The following is a 20,801-nucleotide window of genomic DNA, read 5'->3' on the forward strand; positions in this document are numbered from 1 at the left end:
CATGTTTGAAATTCGAGATTTGAAATACCAGGAGATCCTTGAGATCCCAGCCCTCAGCCTTAAACCGGGCGTGACAGTCATAGCAGGCGCCAGCGGCTGCGGGAAGACCACCTTTTTGCGGCTTCTCAACAAGTCTATTTCTCCTACAGCGGGGAGCATTACGTATAACGGCATAGAGCTAAAGGAACTGCCATCAGTAAAATTAAGACGAGAAGTCCTCCTGCTCTCCCAGCAGCCGGCGATCTTCAATGGAGACCTAAGACACAACCTGGAGATAGGCTTTAAACTTCAGGGTAGAGCGTTGCCTTCCGAGGAGGTCATGCTGGAAATGCTGCATCAGGTCCATTTGAATAAGGCGCTGGAGACTGAAGTGCGGCTTTTGTCGGGTGGTGAGAAGCAGCGGCTGGCCATAGGCAGAGTATTTTTGCTGGCGCCGGCGGTCTTCCTTCTGGACGAGCCATCCTCAGCGCTGGACGACGCCACGGAGGAATCCGTCATCAGCCTGGTGGTCGAAAAGGCGCGTCGGGATGGGCAGTCCATCATCATGGTGACCCATTCCAAGGCAGTGGCGGCTCAGTTCGCGGACGAGATCATTGAACTTGCGGATGGAAAAATCAAGGACAGGGGGGCGAGGTCATGAGCGGGGTCATGACGCTTTCCATATGGCAGGTAGCACTGTCCTATGTCTTTGTCCTTGTAGTACTGAGCATCCTCATCAAACGGGGGATCCGCAGAGAGCGCGAGCTGCTGCTGGCGTCCCTCAGGATGACCGTGCAGCTGATCCTGACGGGATACGTGCTCACCTTCATCTTTGAAACGCCCAGTCCTTGGCTCACGCTGTTCATCATCACCTTCATGGTGGCCTACGCGATCCGGACGGTGTTTCAGAAGTTCAAGGGCCGCCTGTCAACCTCTTTGAAGAAGACCATTGCAGGCGCCATGGCAGCCGGCACTCTTTCGTGTATCTTCTACTTCATACTGGTCGTGATCCAAATTGATCCCTGGTATCAGCCCCAGTATTTTATTCCCCTTGCGGGCATGATGATTGGGAATTCAATGACGGGCATCTCCCTGGGGGTCAAATCCCTGCTGGAGGGCATGACGACCCAGCGCCAACTGGTGGAGGACGCCCTGAACCTGGGGGCGACACCGAAGATGGCGACCCACGACATCATCAACTCCACCTTTGACGCGGCGATCATGCCGACCATCAACGCCATGCTGAGCATGGGCGTCATCTCCCTGCCTGGCATGATGACAGGCCAGATCTTGTCCGGGACGGCGCCCACCACGGCGGTCATGTACCAGATCGCCATCATGCTCGGGATCCTGGGTTCTGTGTCGCTGACGGTCATTCTCCTGCTCCAGTTTGGCTACAAGAGCTTTTTCAACGATCAGGACCAGCTGGTGTGATAAAAGAAAAAGCTTTTGCCGATGGTCACTTAACACCCAACCAGAGGATCAACCTATACCGGATTGCTGCCACCAAACAACCTTACAGTTAAGGAGGCATTATGAAAAACCATAAATGGACCAGTTTTCTCAAAGACGTCTTTATCTGTTCCCTCGGATCTTACGGCGGACCGGAAGCGCACATTGGGGTATTTATAGATCAATTGGTCACTAAAAAGAAGCACTTGACCGAGGAAGAACTAATTGAACTCGTCGCGCTGTGCAGTATCCTTCCGGGGCCGACCAGCACCCAGACCATCGTTGCGATTGGTCACAAAGTGGGCGGGCCCATGCTGGGCTTTCTGACCATGCTGGTCTGGGCGCTGCCGGTATTAGTGCTGATGACACTTCTTTCCTTCTTGTATCAATTCCTCGATAGGCTTAATATTTCAACTGACAGTCTCCGCTATATTGGCCCTCTGGCGGTTGGATTTATCGTCGTCGCTGCCTTTAAAATTGGCGGCAAAGTCGTGACCAATCGGCTGACCGCCCTCTTGATGGTCTTTGGCGCCGTGACGACCTACTTCATCAGATCCCCGTGGATTTTCCCGATGGTCTTATTAATCGGCGGCGTCATCAGTGTGCTGGCGTCAGGGGAAAGAAACGTATGGAACCACGTGAAGCTCAGCCCGCCGTGGCGCTACTTGGCAGCATTCGCGGGCCTCGCCATTGGCAGTGTCATATTGACCCTGACCTGGGACAATATCCTGGTGCACCTCTTTGAAAGCTTCTACAGATATGGCTACCTGGTTTTCGGTGGCGGCCAGGTCGTCGTGCCGGTCATGTACAGTGAAATGGTGGATATCCGCCAATATATGAACAACCAGGAATTCCTGACGGGGTACGGTCTCGTGCAGGGCCTCCCGGGCCCAATGTTCAGCTTCAGCGCCTACGTGGGCGGCATGGCGGCCCGGAGTTATGGAACTTTTACTCAGGTGATGGCGGCTGCGCTGAGCGGCATCGGCATTTTCCTGCCGGGTCTGCTCCTGATCTATTTCGTTTATCCGGTGTGGGAGCGGCTCAGACAAATCCGGGGCATCAAGATTGCCCTGAAGGGGATCAATGCCATCGCGGGCGGCATGATTGCCGTGGCCGCAGTGATCGTTATGCAGAAGAGTGGTTTCCAGCTTGATAACCTATTGGTGTCCGCTGTTACGATTGTGCTGCTGCTGACGAAGAAAGTTCCAGCGCCAATCATAGTGCTGCTTGCGCTGGTGGCGGGATTTGTGATGTGAAGGTAAAAAAAGGAAGGAAGCCGGTTTCCCAGGAACCGTCTTCCAAAAAGGAAACACCCCCTCAACCAACAGGCCGCCGGCCTGTTGGTTGAGGGGGTGTTTTTCCTTGTAAGTGTCATCCCCACTGAGAATGATTTTCGCGGGCTCTGGCACCAAATTAATTTCGGTGTCAGACACTCAATCGAAACCGGTGTCAGACACCCAACTTAAACCGGGGACTGACACTCAACTGATTTCTGTCCGTCACCAACCTGAAAGTTGTCCGCGTCACCAACCTCACAGCTTTATCAGCCACGCGAAATTTATGTCCCGAACAGTCCTTAAACTGACACCTTATTTTTCTATGGTGTTTTCACTAATCTATTAAAGAATCGTTGTCAAAAATCAGAATATTCCATGCTATCGTCCTGTAATTTCAAAATCAACTTCATTATAATGGGGTCATAGATTAGACGTTTTCGGAGGTGTTCCATGAAAAATAAAAAAGTTCTGATTATTTTTACAGGCGGTACCATTTCTATGAAGAACGACGAGAAGACCAATGCTGCAATACCGGCCATGACAGGGGAAGACATTTTAAATCTGGTTCCGGAGATCAAAGACATAACGACCCTGGAATTTATCAATTTTGGGATGATGCCCGGACCGCATATGACCCCGGACCACATGCTGGAGCTCTCGATTCTCATCAACCACAAGATTGGAAAAGAGGACTATGATGGCATTGTTGTGACACACGGCACGGACTCCCTGGAAGAAACAGCCTATTTTCTCGATCTGACCTATGATCAAAAGGCGCCTGTCATATTTGTCGGCTCCATGAAAAATTCGACAGAGTTTGGATGGGACGGACCGGAAAATTTGATTGCCGCAGTTCGAACTGCAATAAATGAGGATGCTGAGGGACGGGGTGTCATGGTGGTAATGAACAACGAGATTCATTCCGCAGCGCAGGTGACGAAAACGAAGACGCACACCATCGACACGTTCAAGAGCAAGGATTTTGGACCCATTGGGTTTGTTTCACGGGATAAAGTACATTTTTATTATTCATACACGAAACGGCAGTATTTCAAAATATCAAAGGTTGTGAAAGACATCGATCTAATCAAATGCGGTTGTGGTATGGATGATAAATTTCTCAGATTTTCAGTGGATTCCGGGGCGAAGGGAATCGTGGTTGAAGGCCTGGGTAAAGGGAATATCCCTCCCACTATGGTCTCGGGCATCGACTATGCCATCGGGAAAGGGATTCCCGTTATTCTGGTGTCGCGCTGTATTATGGGACGCGCCATGGACGATTATGGATATCCAGGTGCCGGACGGGACTTGACGACTAGAGGCGTGATCCTTGGAGACAACTTGCCAGGGCAAAAGGCCAGAATTAAGCTGATGATTGCTCTAGCTTCTACAAGTCGTATGGAAGAAATCAAGGATATCTTTGAGAAAAACTATTATTAAGGTGAATGGAGGTTCACACTTATGAGCAAGAGTATTCAAAGAGAAGAAATCGAAAACATCTATGGCAAGGTCAGTCCTTTCGAACTGAAGGACAAGCTGATCAGCTACGCCAGCGAAGCCAGAGAAAGCGGCACGAGGATGCTGCTCGACGCAGGACGGGGGAACCCGAACTGGACAGCTTCAACCCCAAGAGATGCCTTCTTTACCTTCGGTCATTTCGCAGTTGAAGAAACCAGAAGAACCTATTGTGATGGTGCACTCGCAGGAATGCCGCAAAAAACAGGGATCGCGGAACGCTTTTATGCCTACGCGGATCGCAACAGCAGCGCGCCGGGTATAGAGCTGTTAAAACAGATGATGGATTATGGGGTTTCCGTCAAAAGCTTTGACCCGGATGCCTTTGTCCACGAGCTGGTCGATGGCATTATTGGCGACAATTACCCGTTCCCTGATCGTATGCTGCGTCATTCGGAGCAGATCGTCCTCGACTATCTCGTTCAGGAGCTCAAATATGACTTGGACGCTGGTCAAATTAAGCTCTATGCGGTAGAGGGCGCCACGGCGGCCATGTGTTATATCTTTGATACCTTGATTGCCAACAACATCTTCTCTCAAGGGGATACTATCGCTCTCATGACGCCAATTTTCACCCCTTATCTGGAAATCCCGCATCTACCGAGATATAACTTTAAAGTGGTTGAAATTAAGGCCTCGGAACTCAATGAAAAAGGCGAGAACACATGGCAATACCCAAAATCTGAAATGGACAAGCTTAGAGATCCGTCCATCAGGGCGCTGTTTATTGTCAATCCAAGTAATCCGCCGTCGGTGGCAATTCATAAAGAGACCATTTCCTATCTTTCGGAGATTGTCAAAGAGGATAACCCGGATCTCATGATTATTTCGGACGACGTCTACGGCACCTTTGTGGAAGGGTTCAGTTCTTTGATGAGGGAGATCCCTTACAATACCATCGGCGCCTATTCTTTTTCGAAATACTTTGGCGTGACAGGCTGGCGACTCGGCACCATTGCACTCCACGAGGACAATGTCTTTGACAGACTTCTTGGAAGGCTTGACGAGAATAAGAAGGCGCGGGCACGACGCAGGTACTCGGCGCTATCTATCGAGCCAGAGTCCATAGCTTTCATGGACAGAATTGTCGCGGACAGCCGACAGGTGGCGCTCAATCACACTGCTGGCCTATCGACACCTCAGCAGGTCCAGATGGTGTTCTTCTGCCTGTTCGCACTGATTGACCGCGACAACGTCTATAAAAAGCAAACCATCAGCCTGCTGAAAAAAAGGCAGAGGCTTTTGTTCGAAGGCCTCGGCATGGCGGTCAGGGAGGACCCTAACGACGCCGCCTACTACACGCAATTTGACCTGCTGCAGTGGGCCGTGCAAAACTATGGAGAAACTTTTGCCAATTACCTTCAAAAAACCTATAAGCCGGTGGACATTCTCTTGAGGCTCGCGGAAGAATCAGCTATTGTGCTGCTGAGCGGCGGCGGTTTCAGCGGTCCGGAGTGGTCCATACGGATTTCCCTCGCCAACCTCAGCGACGAATCGTATTCTACCATTGGTGTGGTGACCAGAAAGATCCTGAATCACTATGTGGAGGCGTGGAAGGAAAGTCAGGGGCGGTAGGGCGCTGCTCGTACCGTAAACCTAAGTATAAAAAGCTTCAAAGTTTGAATTGAATGACCATCGGCAAATGTGATTTTAAAGCGCTTATCATTTAAGGCTTTAGAACGCGCTTGCCGATGGTCATTTTTTTCACACCTCACGCAGAAAATCCATACCTCATTCTTTAGCCTTTTTATAGACACCTGTCTGATATTAATACTTTAGGGAGGCGATTTAATGTCTAAACAAACCGTTGGCACTCAAATTGAGAAACTTTTAGGCCTGGAACGCAAACTTGTAGGCGTGAAATTTATATTCGACAAGCGTGACTTTGAGGAAGAGTCTGCACCAAGAGTGAAGTACAAAATGTCCTACTGCAGTATGGTCAGAATGGCTTCGGAAGGAAAGAGCTTTAAGGCGGATCTGGACAATTTTCTGTGTGTGGGCTCGGCAAAAGCTCTGGGACTAGTCAAACCCGACGCCCGGGCCATCTCCGGAAGAATTTATTATAGCTTCGGGATTTATGACAGCCTGGGGACGGCAAGAAATGTTCAGAAAGACGTTACATTTCTCGATCATGAGGCAACAGCGGTGGTGGTCAAGCCGCTGGAGGCTTTTGAGAACCGTCCGGACGTGGTGTTGATGCTGGTCAATCCTTATCAGGCCATGCGCGTGACACAGAGCTATGTGTACTACAGGGGCACGCCAAAGAACATCAAAATTGCCGCCAACTCCGGGATCTGTTCAGAGTGCACCGCGACGCCCTATGACACCAATGACCTGAATGTGTCACTCCTTTGTTCCAACACCAGATACGCAGCCAAATGGCATGACCATGAAATGGGCATAGGCCTGCCGTATGGGATGCTAAGCATGATTCATGATGGACTGGTCAAGACCGTTAATCCATGCGAACCCAACGAAAGAAAAGAGGCCATTCTGGAGCGCCTCGGAGATGATGAAGTTGCAGGGAAGATCATGATCAACAGCACTTACTTTAAAGCCTCAGGGAATGGCCTGTCGGGCAGCAAGAAAGAAAAATTGAAATAGTTAGATTTATTAGACGATTAGAAGGCGGCATTAAGATACAGTGATTTTGTGAAAAGAAAGACATATCGCTTCTTTGATTCAAGTGAAGCGTTTTGGATCAAGTGTGGAAAGCGGGAGGCAAAGTATGAAAATTAACCTGACCATTAATCATGAAAATAGAGAAGTCGAGGTCGAACCTCTCGAGAGGCTGATAGACATGCTGCGCAACCGTCTTGGACTGACCAGCGTCAAGGAAGGCTGCGGCGAAGGCGAGTGCGGGGCGTGCACTATTATTGTGGATCAGAAGGCGGTCACGTCCTGTACCATGCTGGCAGTGCAGGTCAACGGGTGCGAGGTGCTGACGACGGAAGGGCTCCAGCAGGGTGGTGAACTGGACAGACTTCAGGAGGCGTTTATAAACAATGGCGCCATCCAGTGCGGCTATTGCACGCCGGGTATGCTGATGTCGGTCAAGGCGCTGCTGCTTCAGCGGCCGGATCCATCCAAGGAAGAGGTCATAAAAGCGATAGAAGGCAATCTCTGCCGGTGCACGGGGTATCACCCCATCATCAAAGCGGTGGAATCTCTGAAGGAGGAAGCGGTTCATGGCCAATAAGATCATACAGCCGGATAATATGGCAGCTTTACTTGAATCCCTTCAGGGGACCGGCAAAAAAATCATGGTCGCCGGCGGAACCGACATTATGATCCGCATGAGAGCCAATCCGCCGGAAGCGGCATTGATTATTGATCTGTCACATATGGAAGCCCTGAAAGGTTGTGACATTAATGAAGAAGGTCTCCGAATAGGCGCTATGTGCACTATGACTGAGATCTGGGAATCTTCGCTGGTACAACATGCTGCGAAGGTGCTATCCTGCGCGGCGTCCCAAGTGGGATCCACTCAGATTCGGAATCGGGCGACCATCGGCGGGAACGTGGCTAATGCAGCTCAGTGCGCGGATACCATTCCGGCGCTGATCGCGCTGGATGCCAGTGTTGAATTGATGAAAGCAAACGGCGCGACAAGAAGGATCAAAGTTGAAGATTTTGTGACGGGGATTGGAAGAACCCTGATCGACGAAACCGAAGTGGTAACGGCATTTGTCATACCTGCCTGGAACTTAGGCAAGGCGGGCGGCTACTGTAAGATTGGCTCGCGCGCGTCTGTGACCATAGCTAAAGTCAATTGCGCCGGGATTTTCAGCTTCAGCGGCGGCGTCATCAGAGAGGCCAGAGTGGCATTCGGATCCCTTGGTCAGAGAGGCTTCCATTCAAGTCTGGTCTCAGAAGGACTAACCGGCATGACGCTGGATGAATTAAAGACAGAAGCGTTTATCGAACTATTCGTTCAGCAGGTTGAACAGGCAATTCCGGGAAGAGTATCACTGGCTTACAAGCGTTCGGCAGTGAAGGCGGTCGCGGTGTCTATTGTTGAACAGGCTACTTCAGAGTATCGAGGGTGATGGGATGGAAACAATAAAATATAAGGTTGTCGGCCAGTCCGTCCTCCGGCTGGATGGTCTTGAAAAAGTTACCGGAACAATTAAGTATACAGGGGATTACACAGCAGCAGGCATGCTATACGCCCGGCTGGTCACCTCCGATCAAGCAAGCGCGAAAATTTTGAGCATAGATTCAGCAGAAGCCCTTAAAGTGCCCGGTGTCGTAAAAATCTATACAGCCGCAGAGGTGCCTGAAACCCTTTACAGCGCCCATAACTGGCTGATGGACATGAGCGATCTGGAGGACGAACCGCTGCTGACCATGGAGCCCAAACATGACGGCGACCGGGTAGCCATAGTTGTGGCTGAGACTGACGAAGCGGCGATCTCTGCGGCCCGTCGCATTCGGATTGACTATGAGCCGCGGCCTGCGGTGCTCGATATTGAGACCGCGCTGAATGAAAATTCGCCTGCGGTTCACCCTTATGGCAATGTGCCCTTTGATACCGTCAAAGAATTTGGAAGCTTTGAAGAAATTGTCTCAAAAGCCAAATACATAATAGACGACACGGTGACAACGCCAGCCCAACACCACGCGGCTATAGAATGCCACGTTTGTCTGGCGTCTATGGAGGATGGGGTCCTGACCCTGAAAACACCTTGTCAAATCACCTTCCAGGTCCAGATGATGCTGTCGAGAATCACAGGGCTTCCAATGACCCAGGTCAGAATTATCAAAACCCCAACGGGTGGTTCCTTTGGCGGGAAAAGTCAGCCGGTCCTCGAGCCGCTGTGCGGCTATCTGGCCTATGATCTAAAGAAACCGGTTCTGATGACCATGGACAGGGCTCAGAGCATAGTCTCCAGCAGGAGGCGCAATTCTGTCAGAGGCCGGATCCGGCTTGCTGTCAGTGAAGAGGGTAAAATCCTGGGCCGGGACCTGGATGTTGTGACAGATACAGGGGCTTATTTCAGCAATGGCGCTGCGGTGTCCATGGCCATGCTCAAAAAATCCGTCAGGCTCTACAAAATGGAAAGCCAGCGGTACAGAGCCAGAGCGGTCATCACGAATACGCCGGTGGGCGGCGCGGCCAGGGGCTACGGCTCCCCTCAGATTCACGCGCTTACGGAAATCAACATTGAGAACGCTGCCAGAGCACTTAAGCTCGATCCCCTTGACTTCCGACTGGCCAACATTGTCAGCGGCAGCGACGCTGATCCCATGGGCGGTCCCGCCCTCGGAAACGTCCAGATTGAAGCTTGTCTGAGGCAAGGTGCGGCGCGTTTTGGCTGGAAAGAAAAATATCTTAAGGCACCGGACAACGGTCGCTATAGAACAGGCGTTGGTATGGCGGCTATTGTTCATGGCAACGGCTACTTTGGCGGGTATCCTGAATTCACTGCCATTCAGCTGACTCTGATGCCGGATGGGACCATCCTGGTCAATTCCGCCCTTCACGACCTTGGGTGCGGCACGCTGACCGTGGCATCCCAGATCATCTCAGAAGCCATCGGCGTCGGACTTGAAAAAGTTCGCGTTCTAGAAGCGGATACCCTAAGGTCGCCTTATGATCCGGCCGGAACCCAGGCATGCCGCGTCACCTTTGTCTGTGGTGAAGCCGCGAGGCAAGGTGCCGAGCAGCTGAAAGAAAAAATTATTCGCAGAGCCTCAGAGCTTTTGGAATTGCCGATGGTCACGCTTCAACTCAAAGACAGCATCATCACGGATCTTTCCGGCTTACCCCTTATGGACCTTCCGACGCTGGCATCGAAATGCCATCGCAGTTTTGGAGAAACCCTTTGCGTCAACTTCGACTATCAGGCCAGCGCCAACCCAGGCTCCTATGGCGCGAACTTTGTCGAAGTAGAGGTGGATACCTGGACTGGATTTGTACAGGTGAAGCAAATCGTCGCAGCACATGATATCGGAAAAGCCATCAATCCGGAATTCGTCAAAGGTCAGATCTACGGTGGAATCCAGATGAATCTGGGCTACGCGCTCTGCGAAGAGATTGTTGTGAACGAAGATGGCAGAGTGAAGAACAAAAGTTTTTCCAAGTATCACCTCATCAATGCACCGTCAATGCCGCCTGTGGAGATTGTCCTCATTGAGGCGGGAGAACCGGGAGGTCCTTATGGGGCGAAGAGTATTGGAGAATCCTCTTCTGTGGCCACGGCACCGGCGGTGATCAATGCCATCAATCACGCCCTTGGGACTCGTCTGTCCGTTTTGCCGGCAACGCCGGAGCGCATCATTGAAGCGCTCAGTGATAACTAAGACATAGACTGCAGAGAAAAAGAAACTTCGAAAATCATACGGAAAAAGGGGCGTGAACCAATGAACTAAAGAAGCGATCAATGATATAATCCAAGAACAGCAGTTTCATTCGGCCTTATTGTTTAACCGTGCGTCATGCATCTCGTTATAACACGATATTCTCGAAATTGAATACATGGTTGTCTGGCAGTCAGATCGTGAGGGAGGTAATTCTGTGAGCAATAAACAAGAGTCGAAAGGGAATAAAAAGTTTAACCAGGGAACGAAGCTGCAAAAAAACGCCATCCGCTGGGAAGTTTTTACGCCGGCCTATTTGGTCATTGGCAGTGCTGCTGTCATAGGCATTGTCAACAAAGAACTTTTAACAACAAGTGTAATGAACTTTTTCTTCTGGTCACTGCGCAATTTCGGCTGGCTGTTCCAGTGGACCATTATGGCCGCGTTTGTCTTTACCGTAATTATGATGTTTTCCAAGTATGGCAACATTCGTCTGGGTGGGAGAAACGCCAAGCCTAAATTCAGCTTTGGTACCTGGTTCGCCATGACACTCACCGGCGGGGTGGCCACCGGCATTGTCACCTGGGGTGTCAACGAGCCTTTGATCTATTACGGAAATGTCTGGGGCGAGCTTAATACGCTGGGGATTGAGCCTAATACCACTCAAGCGGCTGTCTTTGCCATGGCACGTTCCTTCTATAACTGGACTTTTGTCCCTTACGCGATCTACGCCTTCTGCGGACTCTTGGTCGCCTACATTTACTTTAATAAGCGGGAGCGCCTGGCCGTCACCTCTACCTTGAAGCCGCTTTTTGGCGAGAAAGTCACTAAAGGTTTATTTGCAGGCATCGTGGATATGCTCGCTATGCTGGGTCTTGCCATCGGCATAACAACAGGCATTACCATGTGTATTACCTTAGTCATGTCGGGCTTAAAAGGTGCTTACGGCATTGAATCCAGTGTCCCTCTGTTTGCGGGGATCGGCATTTTCATCATCTGCATGTTTACTTTTTCATCCTATGTAGGCCTTGAAAAAGGTCTTGCAAGACTCGGGAAAATGAATGCATGGTTCTATTATTTTCTTTTGGCACTTCTGTTCGTCACCGGCCCAACGGTCTACATACTGAGAATTGGCACAGCGGGTGTTGCGGAATGGCTTCAGAACTTCTTCCGATGGGGACTTGATCCTATCGACATAGGCGGCGAGGCACTGACCATGTATTGGACGCTCTTCGACTGGGCATTCTGGGTTGGATTCGCGCCTGTTACCGGCATCTTCCTGGCTATGATTTCCTATGGACGTACCATTCGTGAATACATGATCGTGAACTGGATTCTTCCATCAATATTTGGTATTGTCTGGTTCTCTGTCTGGGGCGGCAGCGCTATTCATATGCAAACCACTGGTGTTGTGGATCTCATCAACGTCATTAATGAAGGTGGCGCGGTCGCAGCCCTTTGGGCATTTCTCGACAACCTGCCGTTTGGCCTTGGCAGAATTATTATTCCGTTTAACATAGTCGTCATTTTAGTTTCTTTTATCACAGCTGCGGATGCGACTTTGACCAATATTGGATCCATGTGTATGAAGGACGTTCCTATCGGCACCGAACCACCTGCTATGGTCAAAGTGGTTTGGGGTGTGGCCCTTGGCGCTGTCGCCATTGTTATGGCAGCCTTTGGCGGCGGGGTTCAAGGCGTCGACGGTGTCAAGGCATTGGCGGCTGCGAGTGGATTTGTCGTGTTGTTCATTTTCGCCATTCAGTTGGTGTCGTTCTTTAAGTGCTGGTTCATGGACAGGATCATTGAAGAACCTGATGACGAGCCCTCAGGTGAAATCATGAAGTCTGAAACCTTGGTACCGGTGGTAGAGGAATAGCCTTCAATGACTTCGTGAAACGGGCTGATTCCTAAGGGAGGAAGCCCGTTTCTAAATGACTGTTTATCTGAGTGATGCAACTTCTGTCAGGTCAATAAAGAAGCGCAGGAAATGGAGGAAGACGGACAATGAAAATGATTTTGGACGGCCGCAATCTCACTCTGGAAGAGGTTTACAGGATTTCAACCGGCAGCGTTCAACTAGAGATTGCTGGCGACACCATTGAACAACTCCAGAAGACCAGAGACCTGGTCTACAAGCTGGCAGACAGTGATGTACCAATTTATGGGTTCACCGTAGGTGTTGGCTGGAACAAAGACAAGCATGTCTTCGGGAGTTTTTTTGAACAGTATAACCGGAACTTGATCTATGCCCATTGCTGTTCAATTGGACCGGCGCTTTCTGAAGAAAAGGTCCGGGCGGTATTGTTGGCGCGGTTGAATACACTATTAAGCGCCAGAACCGGCATTCAACTCGAAATTGTGGAGATGTACAAGGAATTTCTGAACCGCGGAATCCATCCGGTCATTCCTGCCCGAGGCAGTGTCGGTGAAGGGGATATTGTCAATCTGTCTCATGTGGGACTGGCAATGATTGGTGAAGGAGATGTGTTCTATAAAGGCAGCCGGGTGGCAGCTATGGAAGCACTTGACGCTGAGGGATTGAAGCCTATAGTTCTCGGACCTAAGGACGGTCTCTCTATTGTCTCTTCCAACGCCCTCGCCGCAGGAACCGGCGCTTTGGTGTTTGAGAAAGCCAAGCGCCTTGTTGAAGTGGCCAATGCCGTCTATGCACTGTCTGTAGAAGGATTGGATGGCAATATTACACCGCTCAGGCCTGAGCCGAACGCAGCCAGAAGAATGAAGTCTCAGAGTGTGTGCGCTTCTGGGATGCGTAAGCTTCTGGAAGGCAGTTATCTAGAAAAGAAGGGTATCACCAAAACGCTTCAGGATCCTCTTGGATTCCGCTGTGCTTCGGCAATTAACGGAACTGTTCTGGATGCGCTGGACTATATTCGGGAATTGCTCACTATTCAGCTTAATGCGACAGATGATAACCCATGTATTATTCTCGAAAATGAAGAAATCATCTCCTGCTGTAATTTTGAGATCACAAACTGGGTCCTTGGCTTTGAACTGCTGGGACAAGCTGTGGCACACCTGGCCAGAAGTGCCTGCCACAGAACGATTAAACTGTCCACGCCGCAGTTCACAAACTTATCGAGGTTTTTAAGCCCGCGCGAAGGCGAAGTTCAGGCGTATCAGACAATTCAAAAACCGTTTACTTCCTTGGATGGCGAGATCCGCCATCTGATGAATCCTGCCAATACGGATTACTTCTCCGTTGCTGGAGACATTGAAGACCATGCGACCAATGCGCCTTATGTCATTGAAAAGACAGAGAAAATTATTGACAACGCCTTTTATATTTTAGGCATTGAGGCGATGCATGCAGCACAGGCTGTCGATCTTAGAGCGGACGTTGAGATGGGCAAGGGTTCAAAATTGCTTTACGATGCGATTCGAGCCAAAGTACCATTTTTGGACAAAGATAGACCGCTGACGCCGGATATTCAGGCAGCCTATGAAGTACTTAAGAGTGATGCGCTTCTTGAAGGGCTCCGATCAGTTGCGGGAGAATTGTAATTGGTAATTTTCGACGCGGGAATGCGTTATAAGTCCTCTTCAAATTTCAAATCAAAATAAGAAAAAAGGACGACCTCAGTGTTCGAGTTTTCTCGACATCTTGAGGCCGTCCTTTTATTGCTTCCTTTAATTGAATTGACTGCACTCTCCGCAGATGCCGTGAATATCCTGAAGGACCTTTTTTTCGTAAGTGAAACTATCATTGTCATTAAAGTAGCGAATGGCAGCTTTACAGTAACTGTTGTCATCAAAATTCAGATAATTGCTTAGAATTTTTGAGGGCCTGCTGTGCCGCGTCAGACTGCAGAGTTCGGCTTTTACCCGCAGCATTAAGCCTGTTTCGTAGACGCGTCCAATCAGTATGACTTGATCGTCAGCCTTCTTGAGATACTCCAGGCAGCGCTTATAATTGCCCTCCCGATAACTGATCAGCGCCCAGTAAGCATAAGCGGGGACTTGTCCCCATTTGAAATCCAGGTGGTCATAGAAATCAACAGCTCTGCTTAGATTTTCTGCAGCTTGGTCCATTCTGTCAGCATCATATAAGGCAATGCCTTTGCCACATAAGATGAGCGGCAAATGGCTGATAAAACCTTGGTCGACACAAATTTTCTCAGCCTTGAGATACCAGTTTAATGCGCCGTCGGTATCGTTTTGCAGTCGTCTGCTCTCACCGAGATAATAATAGGACGCGACAAGATTCAACGCGTAGGGTTCTCTATATTCAGATCTGCTGAAAATTTCAGCGGCGCTCATGAGGAGTTCCTCGCCGTGCTTGAACCGGTTCATCAGAAGCATGAGATAGCCTTTCAAGCGGATGAGTACGCCGAGTTCACCTTTGTCGGCATGATTCTTGAAAATTTGAAAGGCTTGATTGACATAGATCTCCATCATCTGAATCCGGCGTTGATTGATGCAGTGAAAGATTAATTGAAGGTAACCTTTGTATACAAAATCCATCAAGTTCAGATTTTGAGCAAGGCTAATCATGGTCTGAGTCAGTGAATAGCCCAGATCCACATCTCCTTTGATCAGATGATAACGACTGATCATGTTGAGATATTCTATCTGAATCAGGCCTTGAGTGTCTGCCTCCGGTACAATTTTCATCAGTGTATCTATTCGCTCAATTTCCCGCTCAATAAAGGACGTGTTATAATCTTGCCGACTGTGCATTCTGAGGATTGCCTGGTCACGAATCCGAGGAAAGAGTTCGTGACTGAGCTCAAGGTAGTCGAATAGATTCAGGATTCTGTACTGGAGTTGGGAGCGTTTGTCTCCGCTTCTTTCAAAATGATAGATTAGTTTTGGGTAAATAAGACGGTCTGAGGGTTTTCCGGTAAGCTGATCACGGAAATACTCCCCGATACGCTTATGAAGAAGTCTTCGCTTGGTAGCGCTTTGACCTTCATAGATGAAGTCCTTCAATTTCTGATGGGAAAAGGTGTACTGGAGTTCATTGGTATCAAGCGGTACTTCCCGGATCATATCGCTCTGAATAAGTTCTTCTGCAATGTCCAATAGGACAAGATCGTCCTTTCCGGTCAGGGCGGAAATGTCTTCCCATGAGATCATTTCAGGAAATATGGAAAGCAGTTCTGCTATCTTTCTGGCATCCTCACTCAATCGGTTGAAACGGGAACTAAAGATATGGCGAATTTTCTGAGGAAGCTCTTTAAAAGATTTATGTCCTTGCAGGCACTTAAGAATTTCTGTCAAGTAAAGAGCGTTGCCCTCTGATTCAGAATAGATCATGGTTTGAGTTTGAGAATCAAGAGACATGCCCTCCAGATAGGCTGAAATAAACTGATCTGTTTCATCCTTTGAAAAACGTTTTAGCTCAATATGATCAAAGTTCTTCAGGCGCCTTAAATTGGATATTATATACCAAGAGACATCAGCGCTTGAAGAACGCATTGTGGTGATAAACAACACATCTCTTCCGGTGCCGGTTTCTGAAGCCAGACGCCCCAGAATCTCAAGGCTCCATTCGTCCAGCCACTGAATATCTTCAAGGCAGATTATTATTGGACCTTGCTCGCGAATTTGCGTAATGAGTTCCACGATCCCTCTCAGAATTGCAGAAAAATAAAGAGGGTCCTGTCTGTCAATCTGAGCAGATGACGTACTGTGGTCAGGCTGCATAAAAGGCGGGAAGGCTTTTGACAAAATGTCCATATAGACGCCGTCAGGTTTAAGATCATTTTGCTCAAGCAAGTCGCCCAATTTCATCACCAGAGGATGCCAAGCACTCAGCCGATGATTTTCATCACCTTCATGACAAGTGGTTTCAATAACTCGGCATCCTAATCCCTCTGATAACTCAGAAAATTTTCTTAACAATGTTGTTTTGCCAACACCGGCTTCACCGGAGATCAGCATGAGACCGGATTGCCGCTGTTCCGCAACATATTGGCGGAACTGATTCAGCCTTTCCATTTCGATTCCTCGACCAATAAAATGGACCAGAGACGGAGGTGTATTCTTGTTCACAGTTCTTCGCTTTCCTAAAACACTTTTAAAAAGCTGAACGGTTTCAGGCTCGGGTTGTAGTGAAAGTTCAGCATCCAGTACTTTTTCAAGTTGATTATAGAGTTCAATGCTGCGGCTGATTTGGTTCATTTTTTCATAGTGCTGCATCAGCGCTCTTACAGAAGCTTCGTCATAGGGGTCGAGTCGGATCAGGCGTTTATAAAGAAATTCCGGATTGCCTCCGGTTTTCAGTACTTCAGCAAGTTTTGCCTTAATCTCGCTGACCGTCTGTTCACGAAATGCGTCTCGTGTAAAGGAAATCCATTCATCAAAGGCTGGGATATCTTTAACGACAAAATCCTGAAGAAATCCTTGATCGTTTTCGATACTTGACATCAGATCGGATTCGAACTGGATTTGTTCTGACAGTGTAATCATACGCTGTCCCAGATTTTCAAAAACTTGAAAGCCAAAGGCCTGACGTATGGAATAAAGCGCGTTTCTCAGGTTTTTTCTGGCGTTTTCTTCCGGTTCATCCGGCCAGAACACCGTCATGAGTCTAAAGCGGTCTACCGTCTTGTGATAGACCGCGTAATAAAAAACCGCTTCAGCTTTTTGATACTTAAATGAAATTGTCTTGTCGTTTAATGTGACGCTGGGGATCCCTAGAAAATTGACTTTGACCTTCATGGATTCTTCTCCTTAAATGTGGCTGAAGCCTTTAAAACATGGGGATACAGACTCTCTTATACTATACCACATGGCACGGGAGAGGACCAGGAAAGTGAGCGTGAAGGCGGGTTAGGAAATGAAAATGGAAGAGGGTGTCTGACGCCGACTTCCACTTTAAAAGGAAACACCCCCTCAACCAACAGGCCGCCGGCCTGTTGGTTGAGGGGGTGTTTTTCCTTGTAAGTTTTACATCCACTGAGAATGATTTTCGCGGGGCTCTGGAACCAAATCAATGTCAGTGACAGGCACTCACTTGATTGTTGTCCGCGTCACCAAGTTGAAAGTTGTCCGCGTCACCAACTGCACAATTTAAAACCGATCCGCATTCATCACCTTATTCCAAGCCGCGACGAAGTCTTTCACGAACTTCTCCTTACCGTCTTCGCTGGCATAAACCTCTGCAACGGCTCTCAACTCGGAGTTAGATCCAAAAATCAGATCCACTCGGGTAGCGGTCCACTTGGTCTCGCCGGTTTTTCGGTCGGAGCCCACGAAGAGATCCGCGTCGTCGGTCATTGGCTTCCACTGGGTGCCCATATCGAGCAGATTGACGAAGAAGTCGTTGGTCAGCTGTTCAGGGCGCTTGGTGAAGACACCATGAGGGGCTTTTTTGTAGTTGGCGTTCAGTGCCCGCATGCCGCCTACGAGGACGGTCATTTCAGGGACTGTGAGGCCCAGGAGCTGGGATTTGTCCACCAGGAGTGCCTCTGCAGAGACTGCATATTTGGCTTTGGTGAAGTTGCGGAAACCATCGGCTAATGGCTCAAGGACGGAGAAGGACGGGACGTCGGTTTGCTCGAGAGTGGCGTCGGTGCGGCCAGGGGTAAAAGGCACCACAACCTCAAAGCCGGCATCCGCTGCAGCCTTCTCAATAGCCGCGCAGCCGCCCAGGACAATTAGATCGGCCAGTGACACTTTCTTGCCGCCGCACTGGGCGCCATTGAAGTCGGCTTGGATCTTTTCGAGGACGCCCAGGACCTTCTGCAGCTGCTCCGGTTGGTTGGCCGCCCAGTTCAACTGAGGCTCCAGGCGGATGCGAGCACCGTTCGCGCCGCCCCGCTTGTCAGAGCCGCGGAAGGTAGAGGCGGAGGACCAAGCGGTGTAGACCAGTTCAGAGACTGACAGTCCGGAAGCGAGTATTAAGGCCTTCAATACCGCAATATCCGCTTCATTAACCAGCTCAAAATCCACTGGCGGAACTGGATCCTGCCAGATCAGGTTTTCAGCAGGGACTTCCTTGCCCAGGTAACGGGATTTCGGTCCCATATCCCGGTGGGTGAGCTTGAACCAAGCGCGGGCAAAAGCATCTTCAAATTCCTTAGGATTTTCCATGTAGTGACGGGCTATTTTCGAGTAGGTCGGATCCATGCGAAGGGCGAGGTCGGCCGTGGTCATCATAGGGGCGTGTCGTTTGTTCGGATCATGGGCATCCGGCACCGTGGTTTTGGCTTCCGGATCTGTTGGAATCCACTGCCATGCGCCGGCCGGGCTCTTGACGAGATCCCAGTCATATTTGAACAGGGTCTCAAGATAGCTGTTGTCCCAGTCGATCGGGGTCGGCGTCCAGGCGCCTTCTATGCCGCTGGTGATGGCGTCTCCGCCCTTGCCGCTGCCAAAAGTGCTCTTCCAGCCAAGACCCATCTCTTCAATAGGCGCGGCCTCCGGTTCCGGACCCACGTGAGTAGGGCTACCGGCACCGTGGCACTTGCCAAAGGTATGGCCACCGGCGACCAGCGCGACGGTTTCTTCATCATTCATAGCCATGCGGGCAAAAGTCTCCCGAATGTCCTTGGCGGAGCCCAGGGCGCTCGGCTGTCCATTCGGGCCTTCAGGATTGACGTAGATCAGGCCCATCTGAACGGCAGCCAGTGGATTTTCGAGATTACGGCCATCGGAGTAGCGCTTGTCGCCCAGCCATTCGCTTTCAGTGCCCCAGTAGACGTCTTCTTCAGGCTCCCAGATATCTTCACGGCCGCCTCCGAAGCCAAAGGTTTTGAAGCCCATGGATTCAAGGGCGCAGTTGCCTGCGAGGATCATCAGATCTGCCCAGGATATGCTCTTGCCATATTTCTGCTTGACCGGCCAGAGCAGGCGCCTTGCCTTGTCCAGGTTGCCGTTGTCCGGCCAGCTGTTGAGAGGCGCGAAGCGCTGATTGCCCGTGCTTCCGCCGCCGCGGCCATCCCCCATGCGGTATGTACCGGCGCTGTGCCACGCCATGCGGATCATCAGCGGGCCGTAGTGCCCGTAGTCGGCCGGCCACCAGTCCTGGGAATCTCTAAACAGGTCATACAGATCTTTTTTAACAGCGTCGAGGTCGAGTTGTTTGAAGGCCTCCGCGTAGTTGAAGTCGTCACCCAGAGGATTTCTTGCCTTACAGTTTTGATGGAGGATTTTAAGGTTCAACTGGTTTGGCCACCAGTCGCGATTGGTTGTGCCGCCGCCAGCAGTCGAATGCTTCGTCATGCCTGTTACCGGACATTTACCGTTCTCACTCATTTTTGGACCTCCTTAGATAGAATTTGAATTGCTCTAATTTTATACCCGAATCAAATGCTGATTAATCTAAAAATAACGAAGCGGCGGACGCCAACTGACCATGGGTAAAATGTTTTGAGGAAAACAGGAAAAAATCGTCAATAACAATTATTGAACGTGCATAAATTAAAAACATTAAAATAAATATACAGAAATAATCACAGTTGCAGTAATTCATATTTCAGAAATTGAAACCCACAACTCATTTGAGAGGATCAACTTTCGATTTTTTCACCCAGTGCAGGGCCCATTTCCTGTAGATTTAGCGGTCTTTGAGGCTTTGATTAAAATTTTAGGGAAGACAGGCTATCATTATAAAAAAAGTGACACAATTCGTGACCAAAATTTACAAAATACATAGCAAGTTAACGTAAAAAGCGGTATTATAATCCAAAGAGATTGAATGATCAAAAACACTCAATAAAAATCCTATTACACAGGAGGCGTCAATGTCTATGGAGCAAGCAAAAACCAGGCCCATCTCAACTATTTTCGGTATGATGATCAGTCCTGGGCCAACCGTTAAAAAAGCCCTGTCGGGCAGACAATGGTATCTGGGCCTGATCGTGTCCACTCTCGCGTTTGCGCTTTTTTTCCTGCAAACGGGTCTCGACCTGTACAAGACAGGTCAGAAGAGCTTCAGCTTCGTCGCGCTCAGCGCAGCGACCGGGGCCGTTTACGGTCTGCTGGTCATCCCGGTTCTCGGTGTTCTCGTCTGGTCCATTTTGAAAGTGGCCAAGACGGACAAAAGCCTTAAATGGGCAATCTCCTCATTTTGCCTCAGCTACAGCGGCGCGCTGATTTACGGCTTGATTGGCGTCGCCTTCTCCCTGGTCCTCGGCTGGAAAACATCCATGGCCTTTGGGGTCACCGGCGTCCTTTGGGCTATTGGGCCTATGATGGTCGGCCTTCGGGAAATGAGCGGCGGAAAGACGGTACTTGGCGTCATACTGGCGACGCTGGTCGGAAGCTTCGTCCTGCTGAGCTGGGCACTGCTCGGCAACTATTAGG

At 49.8% G+C, this 20,801-nt stretch carries 14 protein-coding genes; 12 read left to right on the forward strand and 2 right to left on the reverse strand.

The window, feature by feature from the left end:
* The first annotated feature begins 1 nt into the window (after window position 1).
* The 11 genes from AC4PHM_RS14975 (at window position 2) to AC4PHM_RS15025 (ending at window position 14,051) form a co-directional block, all read left to right on the forward strand.
* Window positions 2–640, forward strand: a complete 639-nt coding sequence (locus tag AC4PHM_RS14975) for an ABC transporter ATP-binding protein (protein WP_492018534.1) — start codon at window positions 2–4, stop codon at window positions 638–640.
* Window positions 637–1,413: an ABC transporter permease gene (locus tag AC4PHM_RS14980; protein ID WP_492018535.1), complete on the forward strand. Its 777-nt coding sequence runs from the start codon at window positions 637–639 to the stop codon at window positions 1,411–1,413. Before AC4PHM_RS14975 ends, AC4PHM_RS14980 begins: the two co-directional genes overlap by 4 nt.
* 101 nt (window positions 1,414–1,514) lie before the next feature.
* Window positions 1,515–2,687: a chromate efflux transporter gene (chrA, locus tag AC4PHM_RS14985; RefSeq protein WP_492018536.1), complete on the forward strand. Its 1,173-nt coding sequence runs from the start codon at window positions 1,515–1,517 to the stop codon at window positions 2,685–2,687.
* Between the two features lie 471 nt (window positions 2,688–3,158).
* On the forward strand, window positions 3,159–4,148 hold the full coding sequence (locus tag AC4PHM_RS14990; RefSeq protein ID WP_492018537.1) for an asparaginase: 990 nt from the start codon (window positions 3,159–3,161) through the stop codon (window positions 4,146–4,148).
* Window positions 4,149–4,169: 21 nt separating this feature from the next.
* Window positions 4,170–5,798 (forward strand): aspartate 4-decarboxylase, encoded by a 1,629-nt coding sequence (aspD, locus tag AC4PHM_RS14995; RefSeq protein WP_492018538.1) that lies wholly within the window; start codon window positions 4,170–4,172, stop codon window positions 5,796–5,798.
* Window positions 5,799–6,014: 216 nt separating this feature from the next.
* On the forward strand, window positions 6,015–6,827 hold the full coding sequence (locus tag AC4PHM_RS15000; protein ID WP_492018539.1) for a DUF169 domain-containing protein: 813 nt from the start codon (window positions 6,015–6,017) through the stop codon (window positions 6,825–6,827).
* 124 nt (window positions 6,828–6,951) lie between these two features.
* Window positions 6,952–7,422, forward strand: a complete 471-nt coding sequence (locus tag AC4PHM_RS15005; protein ID WP_492018540.1) for a (2Fe-2S)-binding protein — start codon at window positions 6,952–6,954, stop codon at window positions 7,420–7,422.
* On the forward strand, window positions 7,412–8,272 hold the full coding sequence (locus AC4PHM_RS15010; RefSeq protein ID WP_492018541.1) for an FAD binding domain-containing protein: 861 nt from the start codon (window positions 7,412–7,414) through the stop codon (window positions 8,270–8,272). The genes AC4PHM_RS15005 and AC4PHM_RS15010 overlap by 11 nt, the downstream gene beginning before the upstream one ends.
* Before the next feature lie 4 nt (window positions 8,273–8,276).
* Window positions 8,277–10,529, forward strand: a complete 2,253-nt coding sequence (locus tag AC4PHM_RS15015) for a xanthine dehydrogenase family protein molybdopterin-binding subunit (protein WP_492018542.1) — start codon at window positions 8,277–8,279, stop codon at window positions 10,527–10,529.
* Between the two features lie 214 nt (window positions 10,530–10,743).
* Window positions 10,744–12,405 carry a BCCT family transporter gene (locus AC4PHM_RS15020; protein ID WP_492018543.1) on the forward strand — a complete coding sequence of 554 codons (1,662 nt, stop codon included), beginning with the start codon at window positions 10,744–10,746 and terminating at the stop codon, window positions 12,403–12,405.
* A gap of 128 nt (window positions 12,406–12,533) precedes the next feature.
* Window positions 12,534–14,051 (forward strand): HAL/PAL/TAL family ammonia-lyase, encoded by a 1,518-nt coding sequence (locus AC4PHM_RS15025; protein WP_492018544.1) that lies wholly within the window; start codon window positions 12,534–12,536, stop codon window positions 14,049–14,051.
* A gap of 126 nt (window positions 14,052–14,177) precedes the next feature.
* On the opposite strand, the gene AC4PHM_RS15030 is transcribed toward AC4PHM_RS15025, so the two are convergent.
* Window positions 14,178–17,213 (reverse strand): ATP-binding protein, encoded by a 3,036-nt coding sequence (locus AC4PHM_RS15030; RefSeq protein WP_492018545.1) that lies wholly within the window; start codon window positions 17,211–17,213, stop codon window positions 14,178–14,180.
* Between the two features lie 351 nt (window positions 17,214–17,564).
* The gene (gene katG, locus AC4PHM_RS15035) at window positions 17,565–19,751 is read right to left on the reverse strand and encodes a catalase/peroxidase HPI (protein WP_492018546.1); all 2,187 of its coding nucleotides are present in this window, start codon (window positions 19,749–19,751) and stop codon (window positions 17,565–17,567) included.
* Window positions 19,752–20,245: 494 nt separating this feature from the next.
* Between katG and AC4PHM_RS15040 the strand changes: the two genes are divergently transcribed.
* Entirely contained in the window at window positions 20,246–20,800 is a 555-nt protein-coding gene (locus tag AC4PHM_RS15040; RefSeq protein WP_492018547.1) for a hypothetical protein, read from the forward strand.
* The last annotated feature ends 1 nt before the right edge of the window (window position 20,801 follow it).

Source organism: Acidaminobacter sp. QWL-03, assembly GCF_058683855.1.